12 protein-coding genes are annotated in these 24089 nt (G+C 72.2%); 7 read left to right on the top strand and 5 right to left on the bottom strand.

The window, feature by feature from the left end; genetic code table 11:
* Positions 1 to 32 precede the first annotated feature (32 nt).
* From AB0J55_RS01590 to AB0J55_RS01560, 7 genes are read left to right on the top strand one after another with little or no spacing between them, the layout of a single operon-like run.
* Positions 33 to 2777: an amino acid adenylation domain-containing protein gene (locus AB0J55_RS01590; RefSeq protein ID WP_364241209.1), complete on the top strand. Its 2745-nt coding sequence runs from the start codon at positions 33 to 35 to the stop codon at positions 2775 to 2777.
* Positions 2774 to 5998, top strand: a complete 3225-nt coding sequence (locus AB0J55_RS01585) for an amino acid adenylation domain-containing protein (protein ID WP_364241206.1) — start codon at positions 2774 to 2776, stop codon at positions 5996 to 5998. The genes AB0J55_RS01590 and AB0J55_RS01585 overlap by 4 nt, the downstream gene beginning before the upstream one ends.
* A complete protein-coding gene (locus tag AB0J55_RS01580) occupies positions 5995 to 6588 on the top strand; it encodes a condensation domain-containing protein (protein WP_364241204.1) in 594 nt (197 codons plus the stop codon). Before AB0J55_RS01585 ends, AB0J55_RS01580 begins: the two co-directional genes overlap by 4 nt.
* Positions 6585 to 13589 (top strand): amino acid adenylation domain-containing protein, encoded by a 7005-nt coding sequence (locus tag AB0J55_RS01575; protein ID WP_364241201.1) that lies wholly within the window; start codon positions 6585 to 6587, stop codon positions 13587 to 13589. The genes AB0J55_RS01580 and AB0J55_RS01575 overlap by 4 nt, the downstream gene beginning before the upstream one ends.
* Positions 13590 to 13606: 17 nt before the next feature.
* Positions 13607 to 17203 carry a beta-ketoacyl synthase N-terminal-like domain-containing protein gene (locus AB0J55_RS01570; protein WP_364241199.1) on the top strand — a complete coding sequence of 1199 codons (3597 nt, stop codon included), beginning with the start codon at positions 13607 to 13609 and terminating at the stop codon, positions 17201 to 17203.
* Between the two features lie 36 nt (positions 17204 to 17239).
* Complete coding sequence (locus tag AB0J55_RS01565) at positions 17240 to 17707, top strand: pyridoxamine 5'-phosphate oxidase family protein (RefSeq protein WP_364241196.1); 468 nt, start codon at positions 17240 to 17242, stop codon at positions 17705 to 17707.
* A gap of 14 nt (positions 17708 to 17721) precedes the next feature.
* Entirely contained in the window at positions 17722 to 18624 is a 903-nt protein-coding gene (locus tag AB0J55_RS01560; RefSeq protein WP_364241193.1) for an LLM class flavin-dependent oxidoreductase, read from the top strand.
* Here the strand turns inward: AB0J55_RS01560 and asnB are convergent.
* Genes asnB through AB0J55_RS01535 form a run of 5 tightly spaced genes read right to left on the bottom strand, consistent with a single transcriptional unit; the run spans position 18611 to position 24018 of the window.
* Entirely contained in the window at positions 18611 to 20437 is a 1827-nt protein-coding gene (gene asnB, locus AB0J55_RS01555; protein ID WP_364241190.1) for an asparagine synthase (glutamine-hydrolyzing), read from the bottom strand. The two genes, AB0J55_RS01560 and asnB, sit on opposite strands and share 14 nt — an antisense overlap.
* A gap of 9 nt (positions 20438 to 20446) precedes the next feature.
* Positions 20447 to 21019 (bottom strand): thiamine pyrophosphate-dependent enzyme, encoded by a 573-nt coding sequence (locus AB0J55_RS01550; RefSeq protein ID WP_364241188.1) that lies wholly within the window; start codon positions 21017 to 21019, stop codon positions 20447 to 20449.
* Positions 21016 to 21522: a hypothetical protein gene (locus tag AB0J55_RS01545; RefSeq protein WP_364241185.1), complete on the bottom strand. Its 507-nt coding sequence runs from the start codon at positions 21520 to 21522 to the stop codon at positions 21016 to 21018. The genes AB0J55_RS01550 and AB0J55_RS01545 overlap by 4 nt, the downstream gene beginning before the upstream one ends.
* A 13-nt stretch (positions 21523 to 21535) precedes the next feature.
* Complete coding sequence (locus AB0J55_RS01540) at positions 21536 to 22660, bottom strand: GNAT family N-acetyltransferase (RefSeq protein ID WP_364241183.1); 1125 nt, start codon at positions 22658 to 22660, stop codon at positions 21536 to 21538.
* Positions 22657 to 24018, bottom strand: a complete 1362-nt coding sequence (locus AB0J55_RS01535) for a DUF6002 family protein (protein WP_364241181.1) — start codon at positions 24016 to 24018, stop codon at positions 22657 to 22659. The genes AB0J55_RS01540 and AB0J55_RS01535 overlap by 4 nt, the downstream gene beginning before the upstream one ends.
* Positions 24019 to 24089 lie beyond the last annotated feature (71 nt).

Genomic DNA, 24089 nt, shown 5'->3' with positions numbered 1-24089 from the left:
CTGCGCGCGACCGCCGCGGAAACAATGATCCGGTGCTTGCAGCCGATTCCGATGGGTGTCCCGGCCCGGTGCACCACGCCGTCTCCCGGTGGGCCGCCGACACGCCGGACCTGCCCGCGATCTCCTGCGCCGGTGCCACCCTGAGCTACCGCGAGTTCGACGAACGGGCCAACCGGTTCGCCCATCACCTGCGGGCACTGGACGTGGCCCGTGGTTCGGTGGTCGCGCTGCACCTGGATCGCGGCCTCGACCACTACGTCGCGCTGCTCGCCGTGCTGAAGGCGGGCGGCACGGTGCTGCCCCTGGACACCACCTACCCGATCGAGCGGCTGCGTTACCTGCTCACCGACAGTGGTGCGGGCGTGCTCGTCACGAGCGGCGGCCTGGAAACGCTCGAGGGGACGGTGACGATCCGGCTCGACCGGGACGCCGAGCTCGTGGCCGGATACCCGGCCACACCACCACCGGAGGACGTGCAGGCGGACGACGTCGCCTACGTGATGTACACGTCCGCTTCGACCGGGCAGCCCAAGGGCGTGCGGCTGACCCACGGCGGCATCGCCCACCTGTGCGGCACGCACGTCGAGGCGCTGGGCCTGACCAGCGCGGATCGCGGGTCGCTTGCCGCGCCGCTGAGCTTCGACGCCGCCATTCTCGACCTGTGGCCGATGCTGGTCGTCGGCGCGCGGGTCGTCGCCATCGCCGACGACGATCGCGCCGAGCCGCCTCGGCTGGTGGCGGCGCTGCGGGCCGCCGACGTGACGGTGTGCTTCCTGACCACCGCGCTCGCCGAACTCCTGCTCGTCCAGCCCGGGCTCGCCGAGCTGCCCCTGCGCTACTTGGTGACCGGAGGCGAGGCGCTGCGCAGGCGGCCGAGGCCCGGGCTGCCCTTCCGGCTGATCAACATCTACGGCCCCACCGAGACCACGGTCTACGTCACGTCCACCGTCGTCGACGACGACGCCACCGGCAGCGGCCCCATCCTGATCGGCCACCCGATGGCGGGCGTCGGCGTGCACCTGCTGGACAAGGACGAGCGGCCGGTGCCGGAGGGCGAGCCCGGCGAGATCGTGGTGTCCGGTCCCGGCGTCGCCCGCGGCTACCTCGGCCGGCCGGAACTGACGGCGCGCCGGTTCCGGCCGGATCCGGCTGCTCCCGGCGCGACCCGCTACCACACCGGTGACCTGGCCCGCCGGCGCGCCGACGGCAGTTTCGAGTTCCTCGGCCGGCTCGACCGGCAGGTGAAGGTGCGCGGACACCGCATCGAACCGGAGGAGATCGAGCGGACGCTGCTCGACCACCCGGGCGCCGCACAGGCCGCCGTGGTCGCGATCCGGCCCCCCGGCGAGCCGGCCCGGCTGGTCGCGTACGTGGCCGGGGATCCGGCGTGGCGGCCCGACGGTGACCTGGACGAGGCCCCGGTTCCCCCGGGCGTGGCGAGGGCCACCGAGGTGACGCTCGCGCAGCTGCCCAAGGCGGGCACGATCCTCGAGATCGGCAGCGGTCTCGCCGGGATCGACCGGGTCGCGGCCCGGCACGTCCGGGTCGGCACCGTCGCGGAGGTGACGGCGGAAGCGGAGTTCGACGCGACCGTGCTCGACTGCCGGCCCGGGGTGTATCGCAGCGTCGAAACGCTTTTCGGCGCGATCGGCGAGGCGGTTCGCGCGACCAGGGACGGCGGTCTCGTCATCGCGTCCGGCGTGCGGTCCCTCCCGCTGCTGGCGGCGGCGTACGCGAACCGGGAGCTGGCCGGCGCTCCGGATGAGATGACCATCGAGGAGCTGCGCTGGCGGGTCGGCAGCCGGCTGCGCGCGGACACCGGCCTGGCGGTGCACCCGGGTGCGTTCGCCGCACTCGAGGTGGCCCCCCGGGTCGCCGCGGTCGATCCGACCCCGACGCACCGCCGGCCCGGCGCTCCCACGTTCGACGTGGTGGTGCACGTCGGGCCGCCGGCCGGTCGCGGCGAGGTCGAGTGGCTGGACTGGTCGGCCGGCATGGACCTCAGGGCGATCCGCACCCTGCTGCAGAACGGCGAGCGGCCGGTGGTCGCGGTGCGCCGCATCCCGATGGCGGCAGCGGCGGCGACGGACTGGGCCTCGTTCGCCACGGTCGGCGACCTCCGGCAGGACACCCCGGACGAACCGGAGGCGCCGACGCCACTCGACCTGTTCGGCGTCGCCGCCGGCACGCCGTACCGAACCAGGCTGAGCTGGCGGGCCGGGCGCGAGGACGGATCGGTGGACGCCGCGTGGGTGCGTGAGCCGGCACCGATCGCCGTGGTCTGGCCGGAACCGTCCGGCGTGCCCGCGTCCGCGCCGGCCAACCAGCCCGGCCGGCCGTCGATCGATCGGGCGCTACGGGCCCAGCTGCGGGCGAAACTGGCACGACGCTTCGTGCCGCACGAGATGCCGGACCTGATCCTCGTGCTCGACCGGCTGCCCCTGACGCCGGTCGGCAAGGTCGACCGCGCGGCACTGCCCCCACCGTCGTGGCTGGCGACCGGGGGCCCGGCCGAACCGAGAACACCCGCGGAGGCCGCGGTACACCCTTTGGTCGTCGACGTGCTCGGCCATCCCGCCATCGGCCTCGACGACGACATCCGGACGTTCGGCGCGCATTCGCTGACCATGGCCCAGCTCACCGCCCGCATCTCGGGACGGTTCGGCGTCCAGGTCCGGGTCCGCGAACTGCTCGCCGAACCGACCGTCGCGGCGATCGCGATCCGGGTGGCCGACGCGATCGAGGCCGACCTGGGTGCCCGTCAGGAGGTTGCGTGACCACGGACGGCCTGATCGCCGAGCCGGCCCGGGCCGCCGTACTGCGGCGGCTGAACGGGACCGCGCCCGCCGATCCCCTCACGCCCCGGCCGGACGGCTCGGGTCCGGCTGAACTGTCCTTCGTCCAGGAACGCCTGTGGTTCCTGCACGAGCTCGACCCCGGCAGCGCCGCGTACAACATCCCGTTCGCGCACCGCCTGCGTGGCCCGGTCGATGCCGGCTGCCTTCGCGCCGCGCTCACCGAGATCGTGCGCAGGCACGAGGTGCTGCGGTCCACACTGGACGAGGACGGCACCGGCCGGCCGGTGGCCGTGGTGCGCCCACCCGAACCGTTCGCCCTCCGGACGACCGAAGTGGACGGTGACACCGTCGACGACCGGTTGGGCAGGACCGCCGAACTCGCCCGCGAACGCACGCGAACGCCGTTCGACCTGCGCCGCGGTCCGCTGCTGGACGCCGAGCTGTTCCGGATCGACGACGACGACCACGTCCTGGTGCTCTGCGTGCACCACATCGTCGCCGACCAGTGGACGCTGGGGGTGCTCGGCCGCGAGTTGACCGAGTTGTACACGTCGTTCCTCCTCGGGATTCCCCCGCTGCTGCCCGAGCCGCCCCTGCAGTACGCGGACTTCGCGGCGTGGCAACGGCGTCGGTGCACCCCCGCCGTGCTCGCCGGGCAGGTGGCGCACTGGCGGGAGCGGCTGGCCGGGATGCCCCTGCTGGACCTGCGCACCGATCGGCCGCGACCGGCCACGATGGGCTGGACGGGCGCCCGGGTCGAGCACCAGCTGCCCGCCTCGATCGTGCGGCCGCTGCGCCGGTTGGCCGAACGCCGGGGTGCGACGATGTTCGCCGTCGTGGCCGCGGCGCTGACCACCTTGCTGCACCGCTACACCGGGCAGTCCGACGTCGCGATCGGCGCCGCCGTCGCCGACCGGGGACGCGCGGAGCTGGAGGAGCTCGTCGGCTTCTTCGTCAACACCGTCGTGCTTCGGACCGACCTGTCGGAGGAGCCGAGTTTCGCCGACCTGGTCGACTCGGTGCACGACCACACCATGACCGCGCGGGAACACCAGGACCTCCCGCTGGAGCGGCTGGTGGACGCACTGGGCGCCGGCCGCGACCCGAGCAGGCCGCCGTTGATCGGCGTCGTGCTGTCGTACCTGAACACGCCCGGCGACCGCCTGCGGCTCGCGGGCACGGCGTGTTCGCCGTTCCGCTTCGATCCCGGTGTGGTGAAGTTCGAACTCGACGTCTACGTGACGGAGATGGAGGGCGGCCTGCGGGTCGAGGTCGACTACCGCACCGACCTGTTCGACGCGGAGACGATCCGGCGCATGCTCGTCCACCTGGAGCGGCTGTGTGGTTCGGCCGGTGCCGATCCCACGGTGCCGGTGTCCGCGCTGGCGTTGCTCGACGCGAAGGAACACGCCGAACTGCTGGCGTGGGGCAACGCGGACGGTCCGGCGCCCCGGGCGGAGCTGAGCGTGCTCGACGCGTTCGACCGTCAGGTCGAGCGGCATCCCGGCCTGCCGGCCGTGCGGGACGGCGACCGGGTGCTCAGCTACCGGGAACTGGCGGACAGGTCCAGCCGGCTGGCGGCGCGGCTGACCACGGCGCTGGGCGGCCGGCCGGCGTGTGTCGGCGTGTGCCTCGACCGCTCCGCCGAGCTGATCGTGGCGCTGCTCGCGGTGCTGCGGGCGGGCGGGCACTACCTGCCGCTCGATCCGGGTTACCCGGCCGACCGCCTGAACTACATGCTCGCCGACACGGATGCCGGCCTGATGGTGACACGCGACGCGTTCGCCGACCGGATTCCCGGGTGGACCGGACCACGGGTGCTGGTCGACTCGGACGAACGGACCGGAGAGCCACCGCTGGTGCCGGTGACGCCGGAGGACTTGGCGTACATCATGTACACCTCCGGCTCGACCGGGCGCCCCAAGGGAATCCGCGTGCCGCAGCGTGGCGTGGTCCGGCTGGTGCACGACACCGACTACGTGCGGTTCGGGCCGGGTGACCGGATCGCCCACGCCAGCAGCCTGTCCTTCGACGCGGCGACCTTCGAGATCTGGGGCGCGCTGCTGACCGGCGCGCAACTGGTGATCGTGCCGCAGGACGTGGTGGTCGAGCCGGACCGGCTGGCCGCTTTCCTGCGGGAGCAGGAGATCACCGCGCTGTGGCTGACCTCGTCCCTGTTCAACCACACGATCCGGGCGGTACCGGACGCGGTGGCGACCGTCGGCACCGTGATCGTCGGCGGGGAGGCGCTGGACGTGGCGACCGTGCGGACCGTGCTCCGGCATCCGCCCAAGGTCCTGCGCAACGGCTACGGCCCCACCGAGAACACGACGTTCACGACCACCCACCTGATCACCGACCTGCCGCCGGACGCCACTTCGGTGCCGATCGGCAGGCCGATCAACGGCACGCGGTGCTACGTGCTCGACGACCATCTGCGGCTGGTCCCCCCGGGTGCGCCCGGTGAGCTGTGCGTGGCCGGGCTGGGCGTGGCCCTCGGCTACACCGGCGCTCCCGAGCTCACCGCCGAACGTTTTCCGCGTGATCCCTACGGCGACGGTGCTGACGTCCTCTACCGCACCGGAGACCTCGTGCGCTGGCGGGCGGACGGCGTGCTGGAGTTCCTGGGCCGGCGCGACGACCAGGTCAAGATCCGTGGCTACCGGATCGAACTCGGCGAGATCGAGACGGTGCTGGCCGGCTGCCCCGGCGTGCGGTCCGCGGTGGTCGCGGTCCGGCAGGAGCCCGACGGGCCGCAGCTGACCGGTTACGTGCTCGCCGACTCCGGCGAGCGCCCGTCGGTGACGGACATCCAGGCCGCGGCGGCGGCGACGCTGCCCACCTACATGGTGCCGACCGGAATCGCGATACTCGACAGCTTCCCGTTGAACGCCAACGGAAAGGTCGACCGGGCCAAGCTGGCCGGCGTCGAGCTGACGACGGCGGCCACCGTGGTCGAGCCCCGCGACGAGACCGAGGCGATCGTGTGCGCCGAGTGGCAGGCGGTGCTCGGGCGCTCCGGGATCGGCGTCACCGACAACTTCTTCCACCTCGGTGGCAACTCGCTGCTGGCCACGCGCGCGGTGAGCCGCCTGCGACGGCGCACCGGAGTGCGGATCACCGTGCGCACCCTGTTCGACCACCCCACGGCCGAGGGCTTCGCCCGGGCGCTCACCGCGACCAAGGAGGCAGGCCGATGACCAGAACGGTCCCCGATGGCCTGCTGCCCGCGGCCAACGTCCAGGAACGGATGTGGCTGGCGGAGCGCCTGGAACCGGGTCTCGGCCGGTACAACGTGCCGTATGCCTGGGAAGTGCAGGGCAGGCTGTCACCGGCGGCACTCGCCGGCGCGGTCGCGACCGTGATCGAGCGGCACGAGATCCTGCGCACCACGTTCGTCGAGCACGACGGGCGGCTGTACCAGCGGGTCGACGAGCCGTGGACCCCTCCGGTGGCCACGGTGAACCTGCGGGACCTGCCCGGCGCGCGGCAACTGCTGGCGGGCTGGTTGCGGGAGCAGGCCAGGAAAACGTTCGACATCGGCACGAACCGCCTGCTGCGCCTCGGCATCGCCGAACTGGACGGCGATCGTCAAGTGCTGTTCCTCGGCCTGCACCACCTCGTCTCCGATGCCGCATCGTTGCCGCTGTTCCTGCGGGAACTGCGGGCGGTGTACCGGCAGCCCGCGCTGATGCCCGACCCCTCGCCCGGCGACCGGCCGATCCGGCCGTCCGAGCCGGCCCGTGGGACGGCCATTCCGAAGCTACCGCGTCCGGGAGGGCCGCAGTGACCGAGTGGGTTTTTCCAGCATCGCTCGTCCAGGAGAAGCTGTGGGGGGCGGCGAATCACGGCTCGCCCGCACCCACCGCGTCGCGGGTGATCCGGTTGCCCGACGGGTCGACGGAGGAGCAGGCTCGTGCCGCGCTGGCAGCGGTGGTCGGCCGGCACGAGAGCCTCCGCACCCGGCTGCGCCGCGACGGCGGCCAGGTGGTGCAGGTGGTCGTGGCCGACCAACCGGTCGACCTCGGTTCCACAGTGGACGCTCCCGGTAGTGCCCGCGTTCCCACGCCCGCCGCCGGGGCCGGGGTGTTCGGCCAGTCCTCGGCGCCGTTGTGGAACGCCCGGCTCCTCCGGCACGAAACCGGGCTGTCGCTGCTCTTCACGGCGGATGAGGCCGTGTTCGACGACCGGTCGTTCGGTCTGCTCGCCGACGAACTGACCGAACTGTGCCGGGCCGCCCAGGAGGGCCGGGCCGCGATCCTGCCCTCGTTGCCCGTCCAGTACGCGGACTTCGCGGTCTGGCAACGCGACCGGCTGGCCTCGGGCGCGGCTGCGGAGGAGATCGCTTCCTGGCGGGACCGGCTGGCCGGTGCGCCACCGATCACCTTGCCGCCGACGGACCGGCCACGGCCGACCATCGCGGACGACACCGGCGCCCGGGTCGGGGCCGGCTTCCCGGACGGCCTGGCCGACCGGATCGCCGCGACGGCCCGTGCCCGGTCGGTGACGCCGAGGACGGTCCTGATCGCCGCGGGCGCCGCGTTGCTGGCCCGGTTGACCGAGAACGGCACGGACGTCGTGTTCGGCGTGCCGGCCGACGGGCGCGACCGGCCCGAGGTGGCTTCCCTGCTGGGCAGGTTCGCCGGCGTGGTCGCGATGCGCGTCGCGGTCGCCGGTCGGCCGAGTTACGCGACGCTGCTGGCCCAGGTCGATGAAGCGCTGGCCGACATCGATGCCCACGGTGCCACGCTCCTCGCCGCCGACGCCGACGAACCGGATCCGCCGTACCAGGTTTCGTTCGAGGTCGATCTCGACGGCGAACCGGTGGAGCGCCGCCCGGACCCGGCTTCCGGCGACCTCGTGTTCGAAATAGGCAGCACGGGCATCGGCCTCCGCTACCGGACAGCGCTGTTCGACGAGGAGACCGCGGCCGAGATCACCCACCGTTTCGTGCGGCTGCTGGACGGGTGCGTCACGGATCCGGACGCGCTCGTCGCCGACCTGCCGCTGATCGGCGACGCCGAACGCGAGCTGGTCCTGGACACGTGGAACGAGACCGCGTACCCGCTCGAACCCGCCACGCTGAACTCGCTGTTCGAGCGGCAGGCGGCCAGGACACCGGACCGGATCGCGGTGGTCCACGGCGACGACACGATGACCTACCGGCAGCTCAACGCGGCCGCGAACCGGCTGGCGAGACGGCTGGTCGAAGTGGACGCGCGGCCGGATTCGCTCGTCGGCATCGCCCTGCCGCGCGGTGTCACGCTCGCGGTCGCGGTGCTCGCCGTGCTCAAGTCGGGCGCCGGCTACCTGCCGCTGGACCTCGAGATCCCGGTGGACCGGATGGCGTACATGATCGCCGACGCGGCACCGATCCTGATCCTGGCGACCGGCGAAACGACCGGACGGCTCCCGGCCGACGCCGCGGTTCTCACGTTGGACGAGTCGGATCTCACGGCGGACGACAGCGCCGACCTCACCGACACCGAACGACGCGCGCCGCTGACTCCCGCGTCCACCGCCTACGTCGTGTACACGTCCGGCTCGACCGGCCGCCCCAAGGGCATCGTCGCGGAGCACCGCAACGTCCACTCCTATGTGGACTACGCCCTGCGTACCTATCCCGCGCTGCGCGACGAAGCGCTCATGCCGTCGCCCCTGTCCTTCGACCTGAGCATCACGGGGTTCTACTGCCCGCTCGTCTCGGGCGGCCTCGTCCGGCTCGCCGCGGTCGACGAGCCGGGTGCGCGGGCGGGCAAGGCCGCGTTCCTGAAGTGCACGCCCGGCCACCTGCCCATGGTCGACACCGAGGTCGCACCCTCGGTCGACCTGATCGTCGGCGGCGAAGCCCTGCCGAGGGAGGCGTTGGCCGCGTGGCGCGCGGCCAACCCGGCGGTGCGGGTGACCAACGAGTACGGACCGACGGAAACCACCGTCGGCTGCGTCGCGGAGTTCTTCGACCCCGGCGCACCACTGCCGCCCGGTTCCGTCGCGATCGGCAGGCCCGTGGCGAACATGCGGGCCTACGTGCTGGACGAGCGGCTGCGTCCGGTACCACCCGGTGTCGTCGGCGAGCTGTACCTGGCCGGCAAGCAGGTCGCCCGTGGCTATCTCAACCGGCCGGAGCTGACTGCGGAACGGTTCGTCGCCTGTCCGTTCGGCGAACCCGGTCAGCGCATGTACCGGACCGGGGACCTGGTCCGGCACCGCAACGACGGTGCCATCGAGTTCCACGGCCGCAGCGACACGCAGATCAAGCTGCGTGGCTACCGGATCGAGCCGGGCGAGATCGAGTCCCGGTTGCGGGAACATCCGGCGATCACCGACGTCCTCGTCGCCTTGGAGGGTGGCAGCACGGGCCGGCTCGTCGCCTACCTGTGCTGCCCGGGCGAACCGCCGCGACCGGCCGACCTGCGGACCCACGTCGGCGCGACCCTGCCCGGCTACATGGTTCCGTCCGGTTACTTCGCCGTGCCGGGTATTCCGCTGAACGTCAACGGAAAGACCGACTTCGCGGCGCTGCGCCGGCACGCCGAGCCGTTGCCCGACAGCACCGGACGGGCGCCGGTGACGGCGACCGGCCGTGCCGTCGCCGAGGTGTTCGCGCGGGTACTCGACGTGCGGGAGCCCGGCGCCGACGACTCGTTCTTCGACCTGGGCGGGCATTCGCTGCTGGCGGCCCGGATGGTCGGCGAGATCGCCGCGGCGACCGGGGTCCGGCTGACCCTGCGCGACCTGCTGGGCCATCCCCGGGTGCAGGAGCTGGCCGACCGCATCGACCGGGACCGGGTCGACCGGCGCGGTCCAGCGGCGGTGTCCGACGTGGCCGGCTCGCCGCTCTCCGCTATCCAGGAGCAGATGTGGCTGGCCGAACTGCTCGATCCCACCGGTTCGGCGTACAACGTGCCGTTGGTGTGGCGGCTCGCCGGAGAGGTGGACGCGACCGCACTGGGCGCCGCGTTCGGCGCGCTGGTCGCCCGGCACGAAATCCTGCGCACCGCGTTCATCGAACACAACGGGACGCCGCGGCAGGTGGTCCGGGAACCGTGGCAGCCCGAGGTGGTCGTCGACGACCTGCGGGAGGTCGGTGTCGCCGACCGGAAGGCGCGCGTGGACGCGTTCGTCGACCAGGAGGCGGAAACGCCGTTCGACCTCGCAGCCGGTCGTCCGCTGCGGGTCCGGCTCGTGCGGTTCGCCGACGAGTACGCGCTGCTGGTGTGCCTGCATCACCTGGTTTTCGACGGCGAATCGACCCCGGTGTTCGCCGCGGAGCTGGCCACCCTCTACGCGGAAGCACTCGGCGCGCCGGTGGCGCCGCCGGCGGAACCGCTGCAGTTCCGCGAAGTCGTCGCCGACCAGGCGGCGTGGCTGGCCGGCGAGGAGGGCGCCGACGGCATCGAGTTCTGGTCGGACTACCTCACCGGTGCGCCGGTCACCCTCGACCTCGGCCCGGCGCCGTCCCGGCCAGGACCGCACGGCGCCTTCACGGTGCCGTTCTCGGCCGAGTTCGCCCAACGGTGTGCCGACCTGTGCACCGAGCACCGTACGTCGTGGTACATGGTGGCGGCGTCCGCGGTCGCGGCTCTGCTGCACCGGTGGTCCGGCACCGACGACGTGACCATGGGGCTGCCGCTGGCGAACCGGCAGGACGAGCGCCACGCTGCGGTCCTCGGTCCCTGCCTGAACACGGTCGTGCTGAGATCCCGCACGGGTCAGCAGGACACGTTCGCCGATCTGCTCGACGGTGTCCGGGAATCCTTCCTGGACGCCTTCGAATACCAGGCCGTGCCGTTGCCTGCGGTGCTGGATCGGCTCGATCCTCCCCGGGCCAACGGCCGCATCCCGTACGTCGACGTGTCCCTCGCCGTGCTGGTCAACTCCGCCGAGGAAACGGAGTTCGGCGCGGCGCGGATGGTGTCCGTCCCGTTCGACCGCTGGCAGCACGACAGGAAGTTCGGCATCACCGTCACGTTCATCGACGACGACGGCGCGATCGGCGCCGTCATGTCCTACCGGGGTGACCGCTACCCGGCGGCGACCGTACGGCGGATGGCCGACTGGCTGGGCGCGCTGCTGGACCACGTGTCGGAGTGGGCGAGCACGCCGATGACCGGACTGCCGCCCACGACCGGGCCGCAGTTCCGGGACTTCGTGCTCGCCACGGAGGGCAACCGGGATCACGCGGCCGGTGTGGAACATTGGGCCGGCGTGCTGTCCGGCGCGCCCGCCTATCCGGCGGTCGTCCCGCCACTGGCCGCCGAACCGGCGGGCGCGGTGCCGATCCCGCTGCGTCCCGACGCGCTGACCAGGCTGCGTGCCGTCCAGGCCGAGCACGGCGTGTCGTGGTTCATCGTGGCGGCGACCGCGGTCGCCGCGCTGCTGCACCGGTGGACGGGCGAGGACGACGTGACCTTCGGCGCTCCCGTGGCCAACCGGGACGACTTCGCCGATGTGCTCGGGCCGTGCCTCAACACCATCGTGCTGCGGTCGCAGCTCCCGGAGCGGGCGACCGTCGCGGATCTGCTGGCACGCGTGCGGGACACGGTACTGGACGCGTTCGACCACCAGGACGTGCCGTTCGACGTGGTGGTCGACCGGCTCAAGCCGGCCCGGCGGCCGGGCTGGACGCCCTACATCGAGGTGCTGCTCGCGGTCACGACGGACGGCACGGAGCAGCTGGTGCTGGCCGAGGACATCGAGTTGCGGCCGCTCGAGCTGGACCACAACGGCGCCGGCTACGCCGGGAAGTTCGGTCTCACCGTGGGCTTCGACGACGTCGACGGTGCGCTCGCGGGCACCCTGATGTTCCGGGGCGACCGCTTCACCGCCGGCCAGGCGCGGGCGATGGCGCGGTGGCTGGGCGAGCTGGTCGGCTCCTTCGCCGACGTCCTCGACCAGCCGCTGGACACCCTCGACCTGGTCGGTGCCGAGGAGAACGTCGAGCTGGCGCGGATGGAAGCGGGCCCGGCACCGGCGGACGTCGGATCGGTGGCCGAACTCGTGGGCCGGTGGTGCGCCGGCTACCCGGACGCACCGGCCGTCCGGTCCAGCCGCGGCGTGCTCAGCTACCGCGACCTCGACGAACGGGCCGAGGCACTCGCCGCCGTACTGCGGCCGCTGGCCAAGGGCGAACAGCCCGCCCTGGCGCTGTTGCTGCCCCGCGGCGAGGACATGGTGATCGCCATGCTCGCTTCGTGGAAGGCCGGCTTCCTGTTCTGCCCGCTGGAACCGGGGTACCCGCCGGGCCGGATCGGCTACATCCTCGGCGATCTCGACGCCTGCGCCGTCCTCACCGACGATCCGGCGCTGCTGGCCGACGTACCCGGCGACGCCGTGCCCGTGGTCGACGTGACCGCGGCCGTTCCCGCGGCCACAGGTGCGCCGAGCGCGCTGCCACACCCGGACGCCACCGCGTATGTGCTGTACACGTCCGGCACCACCGGCACGCCGAAGGGCGTCGAGTACAGCCATCGCAGTCTCGCCATCGCGACGCAGTGGCACATCGACGCCTTCGAGGTGACGCGGCTGGACCGGGCCAGCTGGCTGCACAGCGTCGCGTTCGACATGACCCAGTGGGAGGTGTGGCAGACGCTGAGCGCGGGCGCGGAACTGCACGTCTACGAACCCCAGGTGATCGCGCCCGAACTGGCCGGCTGGCTCACCGAACAGCGGGTGACGATGTTCTTCACGCCGACACCCCTGGCCGAGGCCCTGTGGGCCGCCGGTGCGGAACTGCCCTCCGTGCGCTGGCTCGTGTTCGGCGGTTCGGCCCTGACCGTGCTGCCGCCGACGGGCACGAGCTACCGGATCTGCGACTCGTACGGGCCGACCGAGACGTACAACACCACGCTGCACGAGGTCGATCCGGCGACCGCGACCGTGCTCAACTGCATCGGCAGGCCGAACGCGGGCGCCCGCGTGTACGTCCTCGACGAGGCGGGCCGGCGCTGCGCCGTCGGAATGCCCGGCGAGATCCACATCGGCGGCACGTCCGTCGCGAAAGGCTACTGGCGCAAGCCCGATCTCACCCGGGAACGCTTCGCCGCCGTCGATCCCGACGGCCATCCCGGTCCGGTGTACCGGACCGGCGACCGGGGGCGCTGGTTGCCCGACGGCACCCTGGAGTACCTCGGCAGGCTGGACCGTCAGCTCAAGGTGCGGGGCTACCGGATCGAACCGCAGGAGATCGAGGCGCAGCTGCGCAACGATCCGCTGGTGCACCAGGCCGTCGTGCACACGTTCCCGGACGATCCGGCGCCCCTGGTCGCCTACCTGGTCGCGCACACGCCCGGCCAGGCGGACACGCATTCGGTGCTGGCCCGGCTCAAGCTGACGCTGCCCGAGTTCATGGTGCCCAGCGCGCTGGTGTGGCTGCCTGAGCTGCCGTTGAACTCCCGTGGCAAGGTCGACGTCGGCGCATTGCCGAAGCCGAGCCGCTCCGACGTCGCGGGAATCGGGGAGTTCAGTGCGCCGCGGACGGAGCTGGAGCGGCGGATCGCGGCGGTGTGGTCCGACGTGCTCGGCGTCGAGGCGGTCGGTGCGCACGACAACTTCTTCGACCTGGGCGGCAACTCGCTGCTGCTGGCCACCCTGCACGCCCGGTTGCAGGAGGCCCTGTCCGCGAAACTGCCCATCCGGCAGCTTTTCGAGTACCCGACCGTGTACACGCTCGCGAACGCACTGGCCGCGCCCGACGCCTCGGCGCCGCGGGCCGAGGCCAAGGAGTCGGCCGCGGACCGGGCTCGCAAGGCGCGGCAGGCATGGGCCCGCCGGGCACGACCCGCCCGGTGACGTGAGGAGACCAGCCGATGACCGACGGCGCCGCGATCGCGATCACCGGAATGGCCTGCCGCCTGCCCGGCGCGAACACGCCGGAGCGCTTCTGGCACAACCTGTGCCGCGGAGTGGAGAGCATCAGCCGCTTCACGGCCGGCCAGCTCGTCGCGGCGGGCCTTGACCCGGATCTGGTGCGCCGGCCGGAATACGTGCCGGCGCGGGGTGTCCTCGACCGTGGCGGGTGCTTCGACCACGAGCTGTTCGGCTACAGTCCGGCCGAGGCGGCCGGATTCGATCCGCAGCACCGGGTATTCCTGGAGACGTCGGCGGCCGCACTGGACGCCGCGGCCATCGATCCGCAACGGTTCCCCGGCTGGATCGGTGTTTTCGCGGGCAGCAACGCGGTCAACCCCGACCTGCCGGCGGCGGACGCCGACGAGGTCACCCGGCTGATCGGCTACGAGAAGGACTTCCTCGCCACCAAGGTCGCGTACAAGCTCGGCCTGCGCGGTCCCGCGCTCACCCTGCAGACGGCGTGCTCGACGGCGCTGGTCGCGATCCACTACGCGGCGCAGAGCCTGCTGAGCTACGAGTGCGACGCCGCCATCGCGGGCGGCGCGTCGCTGTGGATGCCGCAGGTCGTCGGCCACCTGTACCGGCCGGGCAGCATCAGCTCGGTGGACGGCCGCTGCCGCCCGTTCGACGCGGACGCCACCGGGACGGTCGGCGGCAACGGTGTGGCGGCGGTGGTCCTGCGCCGGCTGGCGGACGCGCTCGCCGAGGGCGACCCGATCGTCGCGGTCCTGCGTGGTTCGGCGGTGAACAACGACGGCGCCGGGAAGGTCGGCTACATCGCGCCGTCCGTGACCGGCCAGCGTGCGGTCATCCAGCTCGCGCTCGCGCGGGCCGGCGTCGATCCCGGTGACGTCGGCTACGTCGAGGCGCACGGCACCGGGACCAGGGTCGGGGACCCCGTCGAGGTCGCGGCACTCACGCAGGCGTTCCGGGAGGAGACCGATCGCGTCGGGTACTGCCGGCTCGGCTCGGTGAAGGGCAACATCGGCCACACCGGACCCGCGGCGGGGGCCGCCGGTGTCATCAAGGCGGCGTTGATGGTGCAGCACCGCGAGTTCGTGCCCACCCTGCACTACCGGCGGCCCAACCCGGAACTGGAACTGGAAAGCAGCCCGTTCGTGGTGGCCGACCGGCGTGAGCCGTGGCGGGGAGACGGTCCGTTGCTGGCCGGGGTGAGCTCGTTCGGCATGGGAGGCACGAACGCGCACGCCGTGCTGGAGTCGGCGCCCGACCGGACGCGCCCGGTCACCACGCGCCGGCCCCGGGTGTTCTGCCTGTCCGCGAACGCACCGGCGGCCCTGCGCCGGATGCGCGACGAACTCGCCGACCACGTCGAGTCCACAGCGGACAGCGTCGACACCGCCGAGGTAGCACTGACGCTGGCCGGCGGACGGCGCCGGTTCGCCTTCCGCGGCGCCGTGGTGGCCGCCGATCCGGCCGGGCTCGTGGCGGCCCTGCGGACGGCGAACCCCCCGGTCACCGCGTCGCCCGAGGCCGGGGTCGCCTTCCTGTTTCCCGGCCAGGGCGCGCTGCGCTCAGGGTTCGGTCGCTCCGCGCACCGGCTGCTGCCGGTGTTCCGGACGACCTTCGACGAACTGGCGACCGCGGCGCGCGAACGGTTCGGCGTCGAACTGGGTGCCGCGCTCGATCCGGCCACGGATCCCGCCTGGCTACGCGATACCGTGCACCAGCAACTCGGCCTGTTCGCCATCGGCTACGCGCTGGCCCGGCAGTTCATCGCGTTCGGCGTGACACCGTCCACCATGCTCGGTCACAGCATCGGCGAGTACGTCGCGGCCACGGTCGCCGGGCTGTGGAACCCGCTGGACGCGCTCTCCATCATCCACGAGCGTGGCCGCGCCATGCGGGACACGCCACCCGGCGGGATGGCCGTGGTGACCGTGCCCCCCGGCGAAGTGCGTGAGCTGCTCGTCTCGCGCCCTGACCTGACACTCGCCGTCGCCGGATCGCGCCACTCGGTGCTCGCCGGGCCAGCCGACGCGATCGAGGCGTTGCGCGCGGACGGGCTCGCCGAGCGCTTGCTGGACACCGATCGCGCCTTCCACAGCCCGTTGGTCCACCCGGCGGCCGAGGCGCTCGGCACCGTTGTCGCGGCCATGCCCTCGGCAAAGCCCACGTTGCCGTTCCTGTCGAACCTCACCGGCCGGCCGGCGGACGCGAACCGCGTGGCGCAGGCGTCCTACTGGGTCGATCACCTCGTCAGCACGGTACAACTGGCCGCGAACACGGAGACGCTCCTCACGGGAGGGTCCCGGGTGTTCGTCGAACTCGGTCCCGGCCGGTCGATGACCCGATCACTCATCGGGCATCCGCACTGGCGGCCGGAGTTCCGGGCGATCACCGTCGACGGCGCCGACGGCGAGGAACACGCCCTGCTCACCGCTCTCGCGGGCCTGTGGGAGCACGGGTTCGACGTCGACGTGGCGGCCGGCGAATCGTCCGGGCGGCGCTGCACCCTGCCGGCCTACCCGTTCGAGCCGACCGAGTGCTCGACGGCCGTCCGGCCACGGCTCGTCGAGAAGCCGAGCGTCCCCGGCCGGCCGGACGGTTCGCTTCGGGAGCGGCTGGCCGGCATCTGGTGTTCGGCGCTCGGGGTGACCGCAGTGTCCGATGAGGACGACTTCTACCGGCTGGGCGGCGAGTCCATCACGTCGATCAACCTGCTCGGCCGGATCCGGGACGAGCTGGGCATCGCCGTGCCGCTCACCGCGTTCAGCGAGCGGCCCGTCTTCGGCCGGCTGATCGAGCTGGCGCGACAGGCGCAACCCGAGACCCCGGCCGCGGTGACGAACCTGCTCACCCTGCGCGCGACCGGCGAACGGCCGCCGCTGTTCCTCGCGGCACCGGCCGCGGGCAGTTCGCTGGTGTACCGGAGGCTGGTCGGACTGCTCGATCCGGAACAGCCCTGTTACGGGCTGGAAAGCCCCGGTCTGCACGACGGTGCCGCGCCTTTGCGCCGGTTCGAGGACATCGCCGCACACCATGTCGAGCTGATCCGCCGCGTCCGGCCGAAGGGGCCGTACCTGCTCGGTGGCTGGTCGGTCGGGGCCATGGTGGCCCACGAGATGGCCAGGCAGCTCACCGAGGGCGGCGAGACCGTGACCGGACTGGTCGCCATCGACGCCTGCGTGTTCGGCACCGCGGGCCGGGCCCTGCACCGGCGGCCCGGCTTCCTGGTCCGGACCCTGCGGTCGATGGCGAGCAACCGGCTGTCCGGCCCGCCCGGGGTCGACGACCTGGTCCGGGACGTGCCGGGCGTCGACTTCGCCCGGGTGTTCAACGCCAACCTCGCGGCCACGCTGCGCTACCGGCCGCGGCCGGTGCCGTGCGACATCGTGGTGTTCAAGACCGTTCGGCGGCCCGGCGAGGCCGAAGCGTTGCGGCGCGAAGTCGCCCCGCTCTATCGCGGCACGACCACGGTCGTGGCCTCGCCCGGCGACCACTGGTCGATCCTCGGCGAGCATGTCGGCTGGCTCGCCGGCCGGATCGATGAAATGCTCGGGTCGCCGCTGTCCCTGCCACTGGCCGGTTGAAGCCGGCCCGTTCGCCCACACCGAAAAGAGTTCACCGTGACGGAGCCGGACAACACCGGTATCGCCAACGCGATCGTCGACGCCAACCGCTACCTGACCCTCGGCACGTCCGATCAGGACGGTACGCCGTGGCTCACACCGCTGTACTACACGCCCGACGGGTATGCGGACTTCTACTGGATTTCCTCGCCCGAAGCGGCGCACTCCCGCAACATCGGTCGGCGGCCTGAAGTGAGCATCGTCATCTTCGACTCGCAGGCGGCCGTCGGGACCGCTCAGGCGGTGTACGCGCGCGCCCACGCCGAGCAGGTACCGGACGCGGACCTGCCGGACGCGGTACTCGTCGCCTTCAGCCCGCGGTTTCCCGGCGTGCGCTCGATGACGCCGGACCAGCTCATGGCACCGGCATCGTTCCGGCTCTACCGCGCGCGGATCACCCGGCGCTGGATCCTCGACCCGGCACCGGGATCAGGTGACCGCCGGGTCGAAGTGCCTGCAACGTAGCGGAAGGCATGCTGATGTCGGTACGGCTCGGTGCACTGGTGCTGCCCGAATCGGCCGGGCCGCAGGCGGCGGCCCGGTGGCGCCAGGTCGAACAACTCGGGTTCGACCACGCCTGGACGCTGGACCACCTGTCCTGGCGGACATTGCGTGGTGCCCCGTGGTTCGACGCCATGACCACGCTCACCACCGCGGCGGCCGCGACCAGCACCCTGCGGCTGGGCACGCTGGTCGCTTCGCCGAACTTCCGGCATCCGGTGCTCACCGCCGCCCAGGCCATGGCGCTGGACCACGCCAGCGGCGGCCGGTTCGTGCTCGGTGTCGGTGCCGGTGCGGCCGGCCCGGACGCCGACGCGCTGGGTGGCGGCCCCCTGTCCCCCGCACGCCGGGCGGAGCGGTTCGCCGAGTTCGTCGCCGTCGTCGACCGGGTCCTGAGGGAACGGCCCTGCACCGTCACCGGCACGTGGTACTCGGCGGTCGACGTACTCCTCGCACCCGGTTGCCTGCAGCGGCCGAGGGTGCCGTTCGCGGTGGCGGCCGCGGGTCCGAAGGGAATGCGGGTCGCCGTCGAGTTCGCCGACACCTGGGTGACGATCGGCGCCACCGGCACCCCGGGCGGGCTGCCCGAGCAGGCGGCCTTCGACCGGCTGCGCGGGCAGCTCGGCCGGCTGGACGAGCTGTGCGCCGAGGCCGGCCGGGCCCCGGCCGCCCTGGCCAGGCTGGTCAACCTGAGCCGGGTGGCCGAGGAACCGTACTCCTCGGCGCAGCGGCTGGTGGACCTGGTCGGCCGCTGCGCCGAGCTGGGATTCACCGACATCGTGCTCGCGTGGCCGCGCGCACAGGGGGTGTTCCGGGGCGATCAGGACGCCTTCGAACGGGCCGTCGGCGCCGTGCGCGAGTCCTTCGTCACGCCAGCGTAAGGCCGTGCTCGCGCATCCAGACGTCGACCTCGATGAACGGGATCAGCAGGTGCGCCGTGCTGGCGTGGGTCATCGTCGGCCCCTGATCCGCCAGGGCGGCGACCCGCTGCCGGTCCAGGGCCGGCGCCAGCGGCGACGACGCGTCGGCCAGCAGCGTCCGCACCTTTTCGTGCACCATCCGGTCGTACGCCGGGTTGTGCATGGCCGGATACGCGCTCTTGGGACGGTTGAGGATCTCGTCCGGGATCAGGTCGGCGGCGGCCATCCGCAGCAGGCTCTTCTCCTTGCCGTCGGCGATCTTCATCTCCCAGGGCACGTTCCACACGTACTCCAGCAGCCGGTGGTCGCAGAACGGGACCCGCACCTCGAGGCCGACGGCCATGCTCATCCGGTCCTTGCGGTCGAGCAACACCGCCAGCGGGCCGTGCAGGCTGAAGAACAGCACCTCCCGCATGCGGGCGTTCAGCTTGTCCTCTCCGGCCAGCCGGGGCACCTGCCCGCGTAGCGTGGCGTAGCGGTCGGCCTCCAGCTCGGCGGGACGCAACGCCCGGCGCAGGTCCGGGTTCAGGCAGTCGGCCAGCCGCGGGGCGTTGCCCAGCCACGGGAACGTGTCGCGCCAGACCGTCGCCGGGTCGTGGAACCAGGGATACCCGCCGAACACCTCGTCGGCGGCCTCACCGGACAGCGCGACGGTCGAGCGTTCCCGCAGGGCGGCGAACATCAGGTACATCGACGTGTCGAACTGGCCGAGGCCGGGCAGGTCCCGTGCGCCGCGGGTGGCGGCCACCACGCCGGCGACGTCGGCCGCGTCCAGCGTCACCTCGACGTGCTCGGTACCCAGGTGCTTGGCGGCCAATGCGGCGTACGGCGCGTCGCGTTCCGGGCGCAGCGCGGTCGGCCGGAAGTCGTTCTCCTCGCCGGTGAACTGGACGGAGTAGGTCAGCAGGGGGCCGTCCTCGGCCATCGCGAGCTCACGCGCGGCCAAGGCGGCCATCACGGTGGAATCCAGGCCGCCGGACAGCAACGCGGCGCGCGGCACATCCGCGACCAGCTGGCGGCGCACGGTGTCGGTGAGCAGTTCCCGGACCGTCGCGACGGTCTCGGTCAGGCTCTGCGTGTGCTCCCGGCTGACGAGCCGCCAGTACGGGTACTCGTGGCAGCCGCGCCGATCCACCCGGACCACGTGCCCCGGCTTGACCTCCCGCATGCCACGCAGCGGCGTCTCGCCGGGCATGGCCAGTCTCGGGTTGAGGAGGATCGGCAGCGCGTCGGCGTCGAGCGCCGGGGTGAAGTGCGGATTCGCCATCAGCCCCTTGGGCTCCGACGCGAACAGCACGCCGTGCGTGAGCGGGGCGTAGTAGAGCGGTTTGATCCCGAGCCGGTCCCTGGCCAGCACCAGCTCCTCACGCACCGAGTCCCAGATGCCGAACGCGAACATCCCGTTGAGCCGGTCCACGCAGCCCGCGCCCCACTGCAGGTAGGACCGCAACAGCACCTCGGTGTCCGACCTGCTCGTGAACCGGTGGCCGAGTTGCGTCAGTTCGGCGCGCAGTTCCCGGAAGTTGTAGATCTCCCCGGAGTACGTCAGCACCACGGGCGACCGGTCCGGGCCGTGCTCGGCCGCCATCGGTTGCGCGCCACCGTCGACGTCGATGACGGCCAGCCGGCGGTGCCCGAGCGCGGCGTGCGTGCCGACCCAGGTGCCCCGCGCGTCCGGGCCCCGGTCGCGCATGGTGTCGGTCATCCGGTCGATCACTGCCCGCTGGGTGCGCAGGTCCCGGTCGAAGTCAAGCCACCCGACGAAGCCGCACATCAGATCTCCTCAGGCCGCGAGCAGCTCGCGGAGGTGGCCGCGCAGCCGCTTGGTGTATTCGTGCAGGTTCAGATCCACTCGGGCCGACACCGGATCATCCACATCGGACAGTACGCAGTGGACGAAGGTCGGCGACCCGCAGGAGCGCAGTTCCGAGCGCAGGATCGCGCCGAGCGAGGCCACGTCCGTGACCCGCCGGACACCGCGGTAGCCGCAGGCGACGGCCAGTGCGGCGAAGTCGGCACCGGCGGGCGCCACGGCCTGCCCTCCGGTCGACGCGTATTTGCCGTCGTCGAGCACGACGTGCACCAGCGGCAGGTCGCGCATCGAGCCCGCGGTCAGCAGGCCCACGGGGTTCATCGACAAACTGCCGTCGCCGTCGATGACGACCGTCGGCCGCTTTGTCTGCTGGGCGATGCCGATGGCGATGGACGAAGCGAGTCCCATCGAACCGGTCATGTAGAAGTGGTTGGGGCGGTCGGCGATGCCCCGGGCGATGCGGCAGGCGTATCCGGTGGTGAAGACGATCGGCTCGGTCCTGACCACGTCGAGCACGGCGTTGATGGCGGCGGTCTTGTTCACGGCCGCCACCCGAAGGCCGTCGGGGGCACCAGCAGGGCGGCCGTCCGCCGCTGCTCGGCGACGACCTTGTGCGCCCAGGACACCACGTCCTCGGGATCCCGCTCCAGGACGCGCGACTCGACACCGAGGCCGTCCAGCAACGGCACCGTCAGCTGTCCCATCACCAGGTTCTCCTCGGTGGGGTCGGGATCGACGCCACGCAGGCTGACGACGAGCAGCATGGCCAGCCGGTAGGGCGTGACGAGGGAGGCGATCGCGTTGACCGACTGCGCGAGCCCGGAGTTCTGCATCATCACCACGGGGAACCGCCCGGCCAGGTCCGCGCCCGCCGCGATGCCGACCGCGTTGTCCTCCCTCGCGACCGTCATCAGTTCCGTTCGCGCGGCGATCGCGTCCTGCAGCCTGGCGAGGATTCCGCACGGGGTGCTCAGGAACGGCCCGAACCCGGCCGCCAGGAGGTCGCCGGCCAGGCCTTCGGCCAACGCTGGCCCTTCGGTACGCATAACTTTCTCCTTCTCAGCGGCGGATCGGCGTCCGCTGCGCGCCGACGAGGAACTCGTCGAGGTCGATCACTCGGGTGGCGTGCACGCCCGGGCCCCCGGCCGCGATGTCGGTGCGCTCGTGGCGCAGCGCATCGCGGAAGTAGGTGGCAACGAGCCGGTCGGCATCGTCCACCGCGATCATCGGCGTGGCCACCAGGAAGTCCCGCACCCTCGGGGTGTCCGCGTCGATGCGCACGTAGACCCTGCGGTCCCGGTGATGGTCGGTGGGCAACGCCGTGATCGGGTGGAAACGCGACTTGAACTGGTAGACACCCCGGCCGGGGAAGGGATCGGCGCCCGCGAAGTCGATCCGCGTCACGCCGTGGGCCGCGGCCCATTCCATCGTCAGGTAGTAGACGGCCTTCACCGCGCCGCTGCGGTAGTGCGTCTCGTCGCCGTCGAGCACGCCGAGCAGGCGCATCCGCAGTGTCCGCCCCTGGTCGTCGAGCCGGCACAGCACGCCGGTGACCCGCTTGTCGCCCTCTGAGACGAACAAGAGGAAACCCTGGTGGAGCAGGCAGTGCAGCGCGATGTCGCGGTCGGTGCTCCGGGTCTGCCCGCCGTGCCGGACGGCCATGGCCGGCAGGTGCATCCGCTCGTAGAAGAAATCGAGATCGGCCTCGTCGCGGGAGATCTCGGCGGTCCACTCGTGCTTGCGGCGCGACGCGGCGAACTCGCGTCGTTGCCTGCGTGACACCCGCCGGTACATCGCGTCGATGTCGTCAGTGACATCGAGCAGCAGGTTGACCCGGAAAGGCAGCACGAGGGATCGCTGTGCCGGCAGCCGCCGGGCCCGCCGTGCCGAACAGCCCACGAGGAGCACGTCCGCTCCCGGCTCGGCGGCGCCGTCGCGGATCGCCCGCCAGCCGGTGCGTCGCGCCGGCTCCGCGACCAGGCCACCCTGCTCGCTCGGATAGGGCACGATGTACTTGAGACCTTCGGGAAACCCCTGGTAGCGAAGGGAGAAACCGCCGTCCTCGCCGGTGAGGCGCTGGTCGACCATGGCCCGTCCGGGGGAACTGGACGCCTTCTGGTGCAGGCTCGCCCACGCTCCGCCGCCCGTCGTCCAGCGGTATCGGGCCTTCGCCGAGACGGTCACGCCGCCCGCCGTGCCGATCGCCGGCGTGCCGTGGCCAGGAGCGCCGGCCGCAGATCGGCGGCTCCGCCGACCGGGTGCAGTGACCGGTCCGGAATCGGCGTGTAGTCCGAAGTGTCGTAGGAACCGGAAGCGTGCAGGACGATCTCGTCGGCGTCGACCAGTCCGCGGTCGATGCCGTTGAGCACGCCGGTCAGCAACATCACCAGCGACCACTCACGCAGCGAGCGGGGATCCGCGGGCAGCGTGATCCCGGTGTCTCCGAGCAGCACCCTGATGCGGCCATAGGCGGCGAGGCACTCGTGCAGCGATACGACGATGCCGCCGCCGCCCTGGGCCGCGATGATCTGGTTCATCGCGGGCGACGTCGCGGGCTTGCGGGTGTAGAAGGTGGCTTCCAGGTTTTCCGCCGGGTCGAACGTGGCCGCGGGGTAGCGGGGTTGCTCGTCCTGGCGGTGCAGCCCGGTCGCCCGGTCGAGGCGGTATTCGGGCGCGGAGATGCCGTGCAGGCTCTGCACCATGTCCGGGGTGTCCAGGTGCTGCACCAGGAAGTAGCCCGACCGCGGCGGGTCGGGCACCAGCGTCGTGCCGAAGTGGTGGCCCAGCAGGCCGAACGCACTCGACACGGAGTGGGCGTGCAGTCGCGTCCGGCCGGGTTCCAGCGGCAGGTCGGCCTGCTCGACGAACGCCCGCACGGCGTCGGCGCAGCGATAGTTGGCCAGGTCGAGGGTGTGCCAGAGGCGTGCCCCGGTGAGCTCGTAGAGCTCGGTGGAGTACATCTCGAGTGCCTGCAGCGCCACGGTCTTCACGTGGTCGGGGTGGCCGGGAGGCAGCACGCACATGGGGTTGAGGGCCGCGAGGACGGGATCGTCGGTCAACTCGGACGCCCACAGTTTCGGCCGCGCCGCGTCGGGCACCAGGGTCACGATCCGCAGGCTATCCGGATCCGCGAGACCGGCCCGGTAGGCACGCAGCACGGCGTCCCGCAAGGCCGTCGCCTTGTTCGCCGAGGACGGCGTGAGAATCACGATCGGTTCACCCGTGCGGTCGATGTGCCGGACCGCGCGCGCCACGATCACCGTGGAGGCCAGCGTCTTCGCCGTCCGCGTACCGGGGTTGCCCATCAGGTCGAAGAGCACGAGATCCTTGCCGCCCACCCGGTCGAGCCGGTGGAGCGGCAGGTCCACGACCGAGAAGAACTCGCGCAGCCGCGGCGACGGCTCGGGCAGCGCGAACTCCGGTTGGAAGCCGACGGAAGGCAAGCGGCTCTGCCCGGCCACCGCGAGCGCCCTGCGCAGATTGTCCCCGTGACGTGTCAGGACATCGGATGGTCCTGGTGCCACGTGGAATCGGTGGGCCATGCTGTGCTCCTTGTGGGATGTGAACAGAAAGTCCTGGGCCGTCTGCGGGGAACACGCACGGCACGTCTTTG

It is taken from the genome of Amycolatopsis sp. NPDC049688 (genome assembly GCF_040674975.1).
Lineage (GTDB): Bacteria > Actinomycetota > Actinomycetes > Mycobacteriales > Pseudonocardiaceae > Amycolatopsis.
Note: the sequence above shows the minus strand (reverse complement) of the source record. Positions and strands in the feature narration are given on the sequence as shown.

Coding starts and splice junctions, on each gene's coding strand:
- asnB (WP_364241190.1), bottom strand. CDS start 20,437: ATGTGCGGCTTCGTCGGGTGGCTTGACTTCGACCGGGACCTGCGCACC.
- AB0J55_RS01560 (WP_364241193.1), top strand. CDS start 17,722: ATGTCGGTACGGCTCGGTGCACTGGTGCTGCCCGAATCGGCCGGGCCG.
- AB0J55_RS01570 (WP_364241199.1), top strand. CDS start 13,607: ATGACCGACGGCGCCGCGATCGCGATCACCGGAATGGCCTGCCGCCTG.
- AB0J55_RS01545 (WP_364241185.1), bottom strand. CDS start 21,522: ATGCGTACCGAAGGGCCAGCGTTGGCCGAAGGCCTGGCCGGCGACCTC.
- AB0J55_RS01580 (WP_364241204.1), top strand. CDS start 5,995: ATGACCAGAACGGTCCCCGATGGCCTGCTGCCCGCGGCCAACGTCCAG.
- AB0J55_RS01535 (WP_364241181.1), bottom strand. CDS start 24,018: ATGGCCCACCGATTCCACGTGGCACCAGGACCATCCGATGTCCTGACA.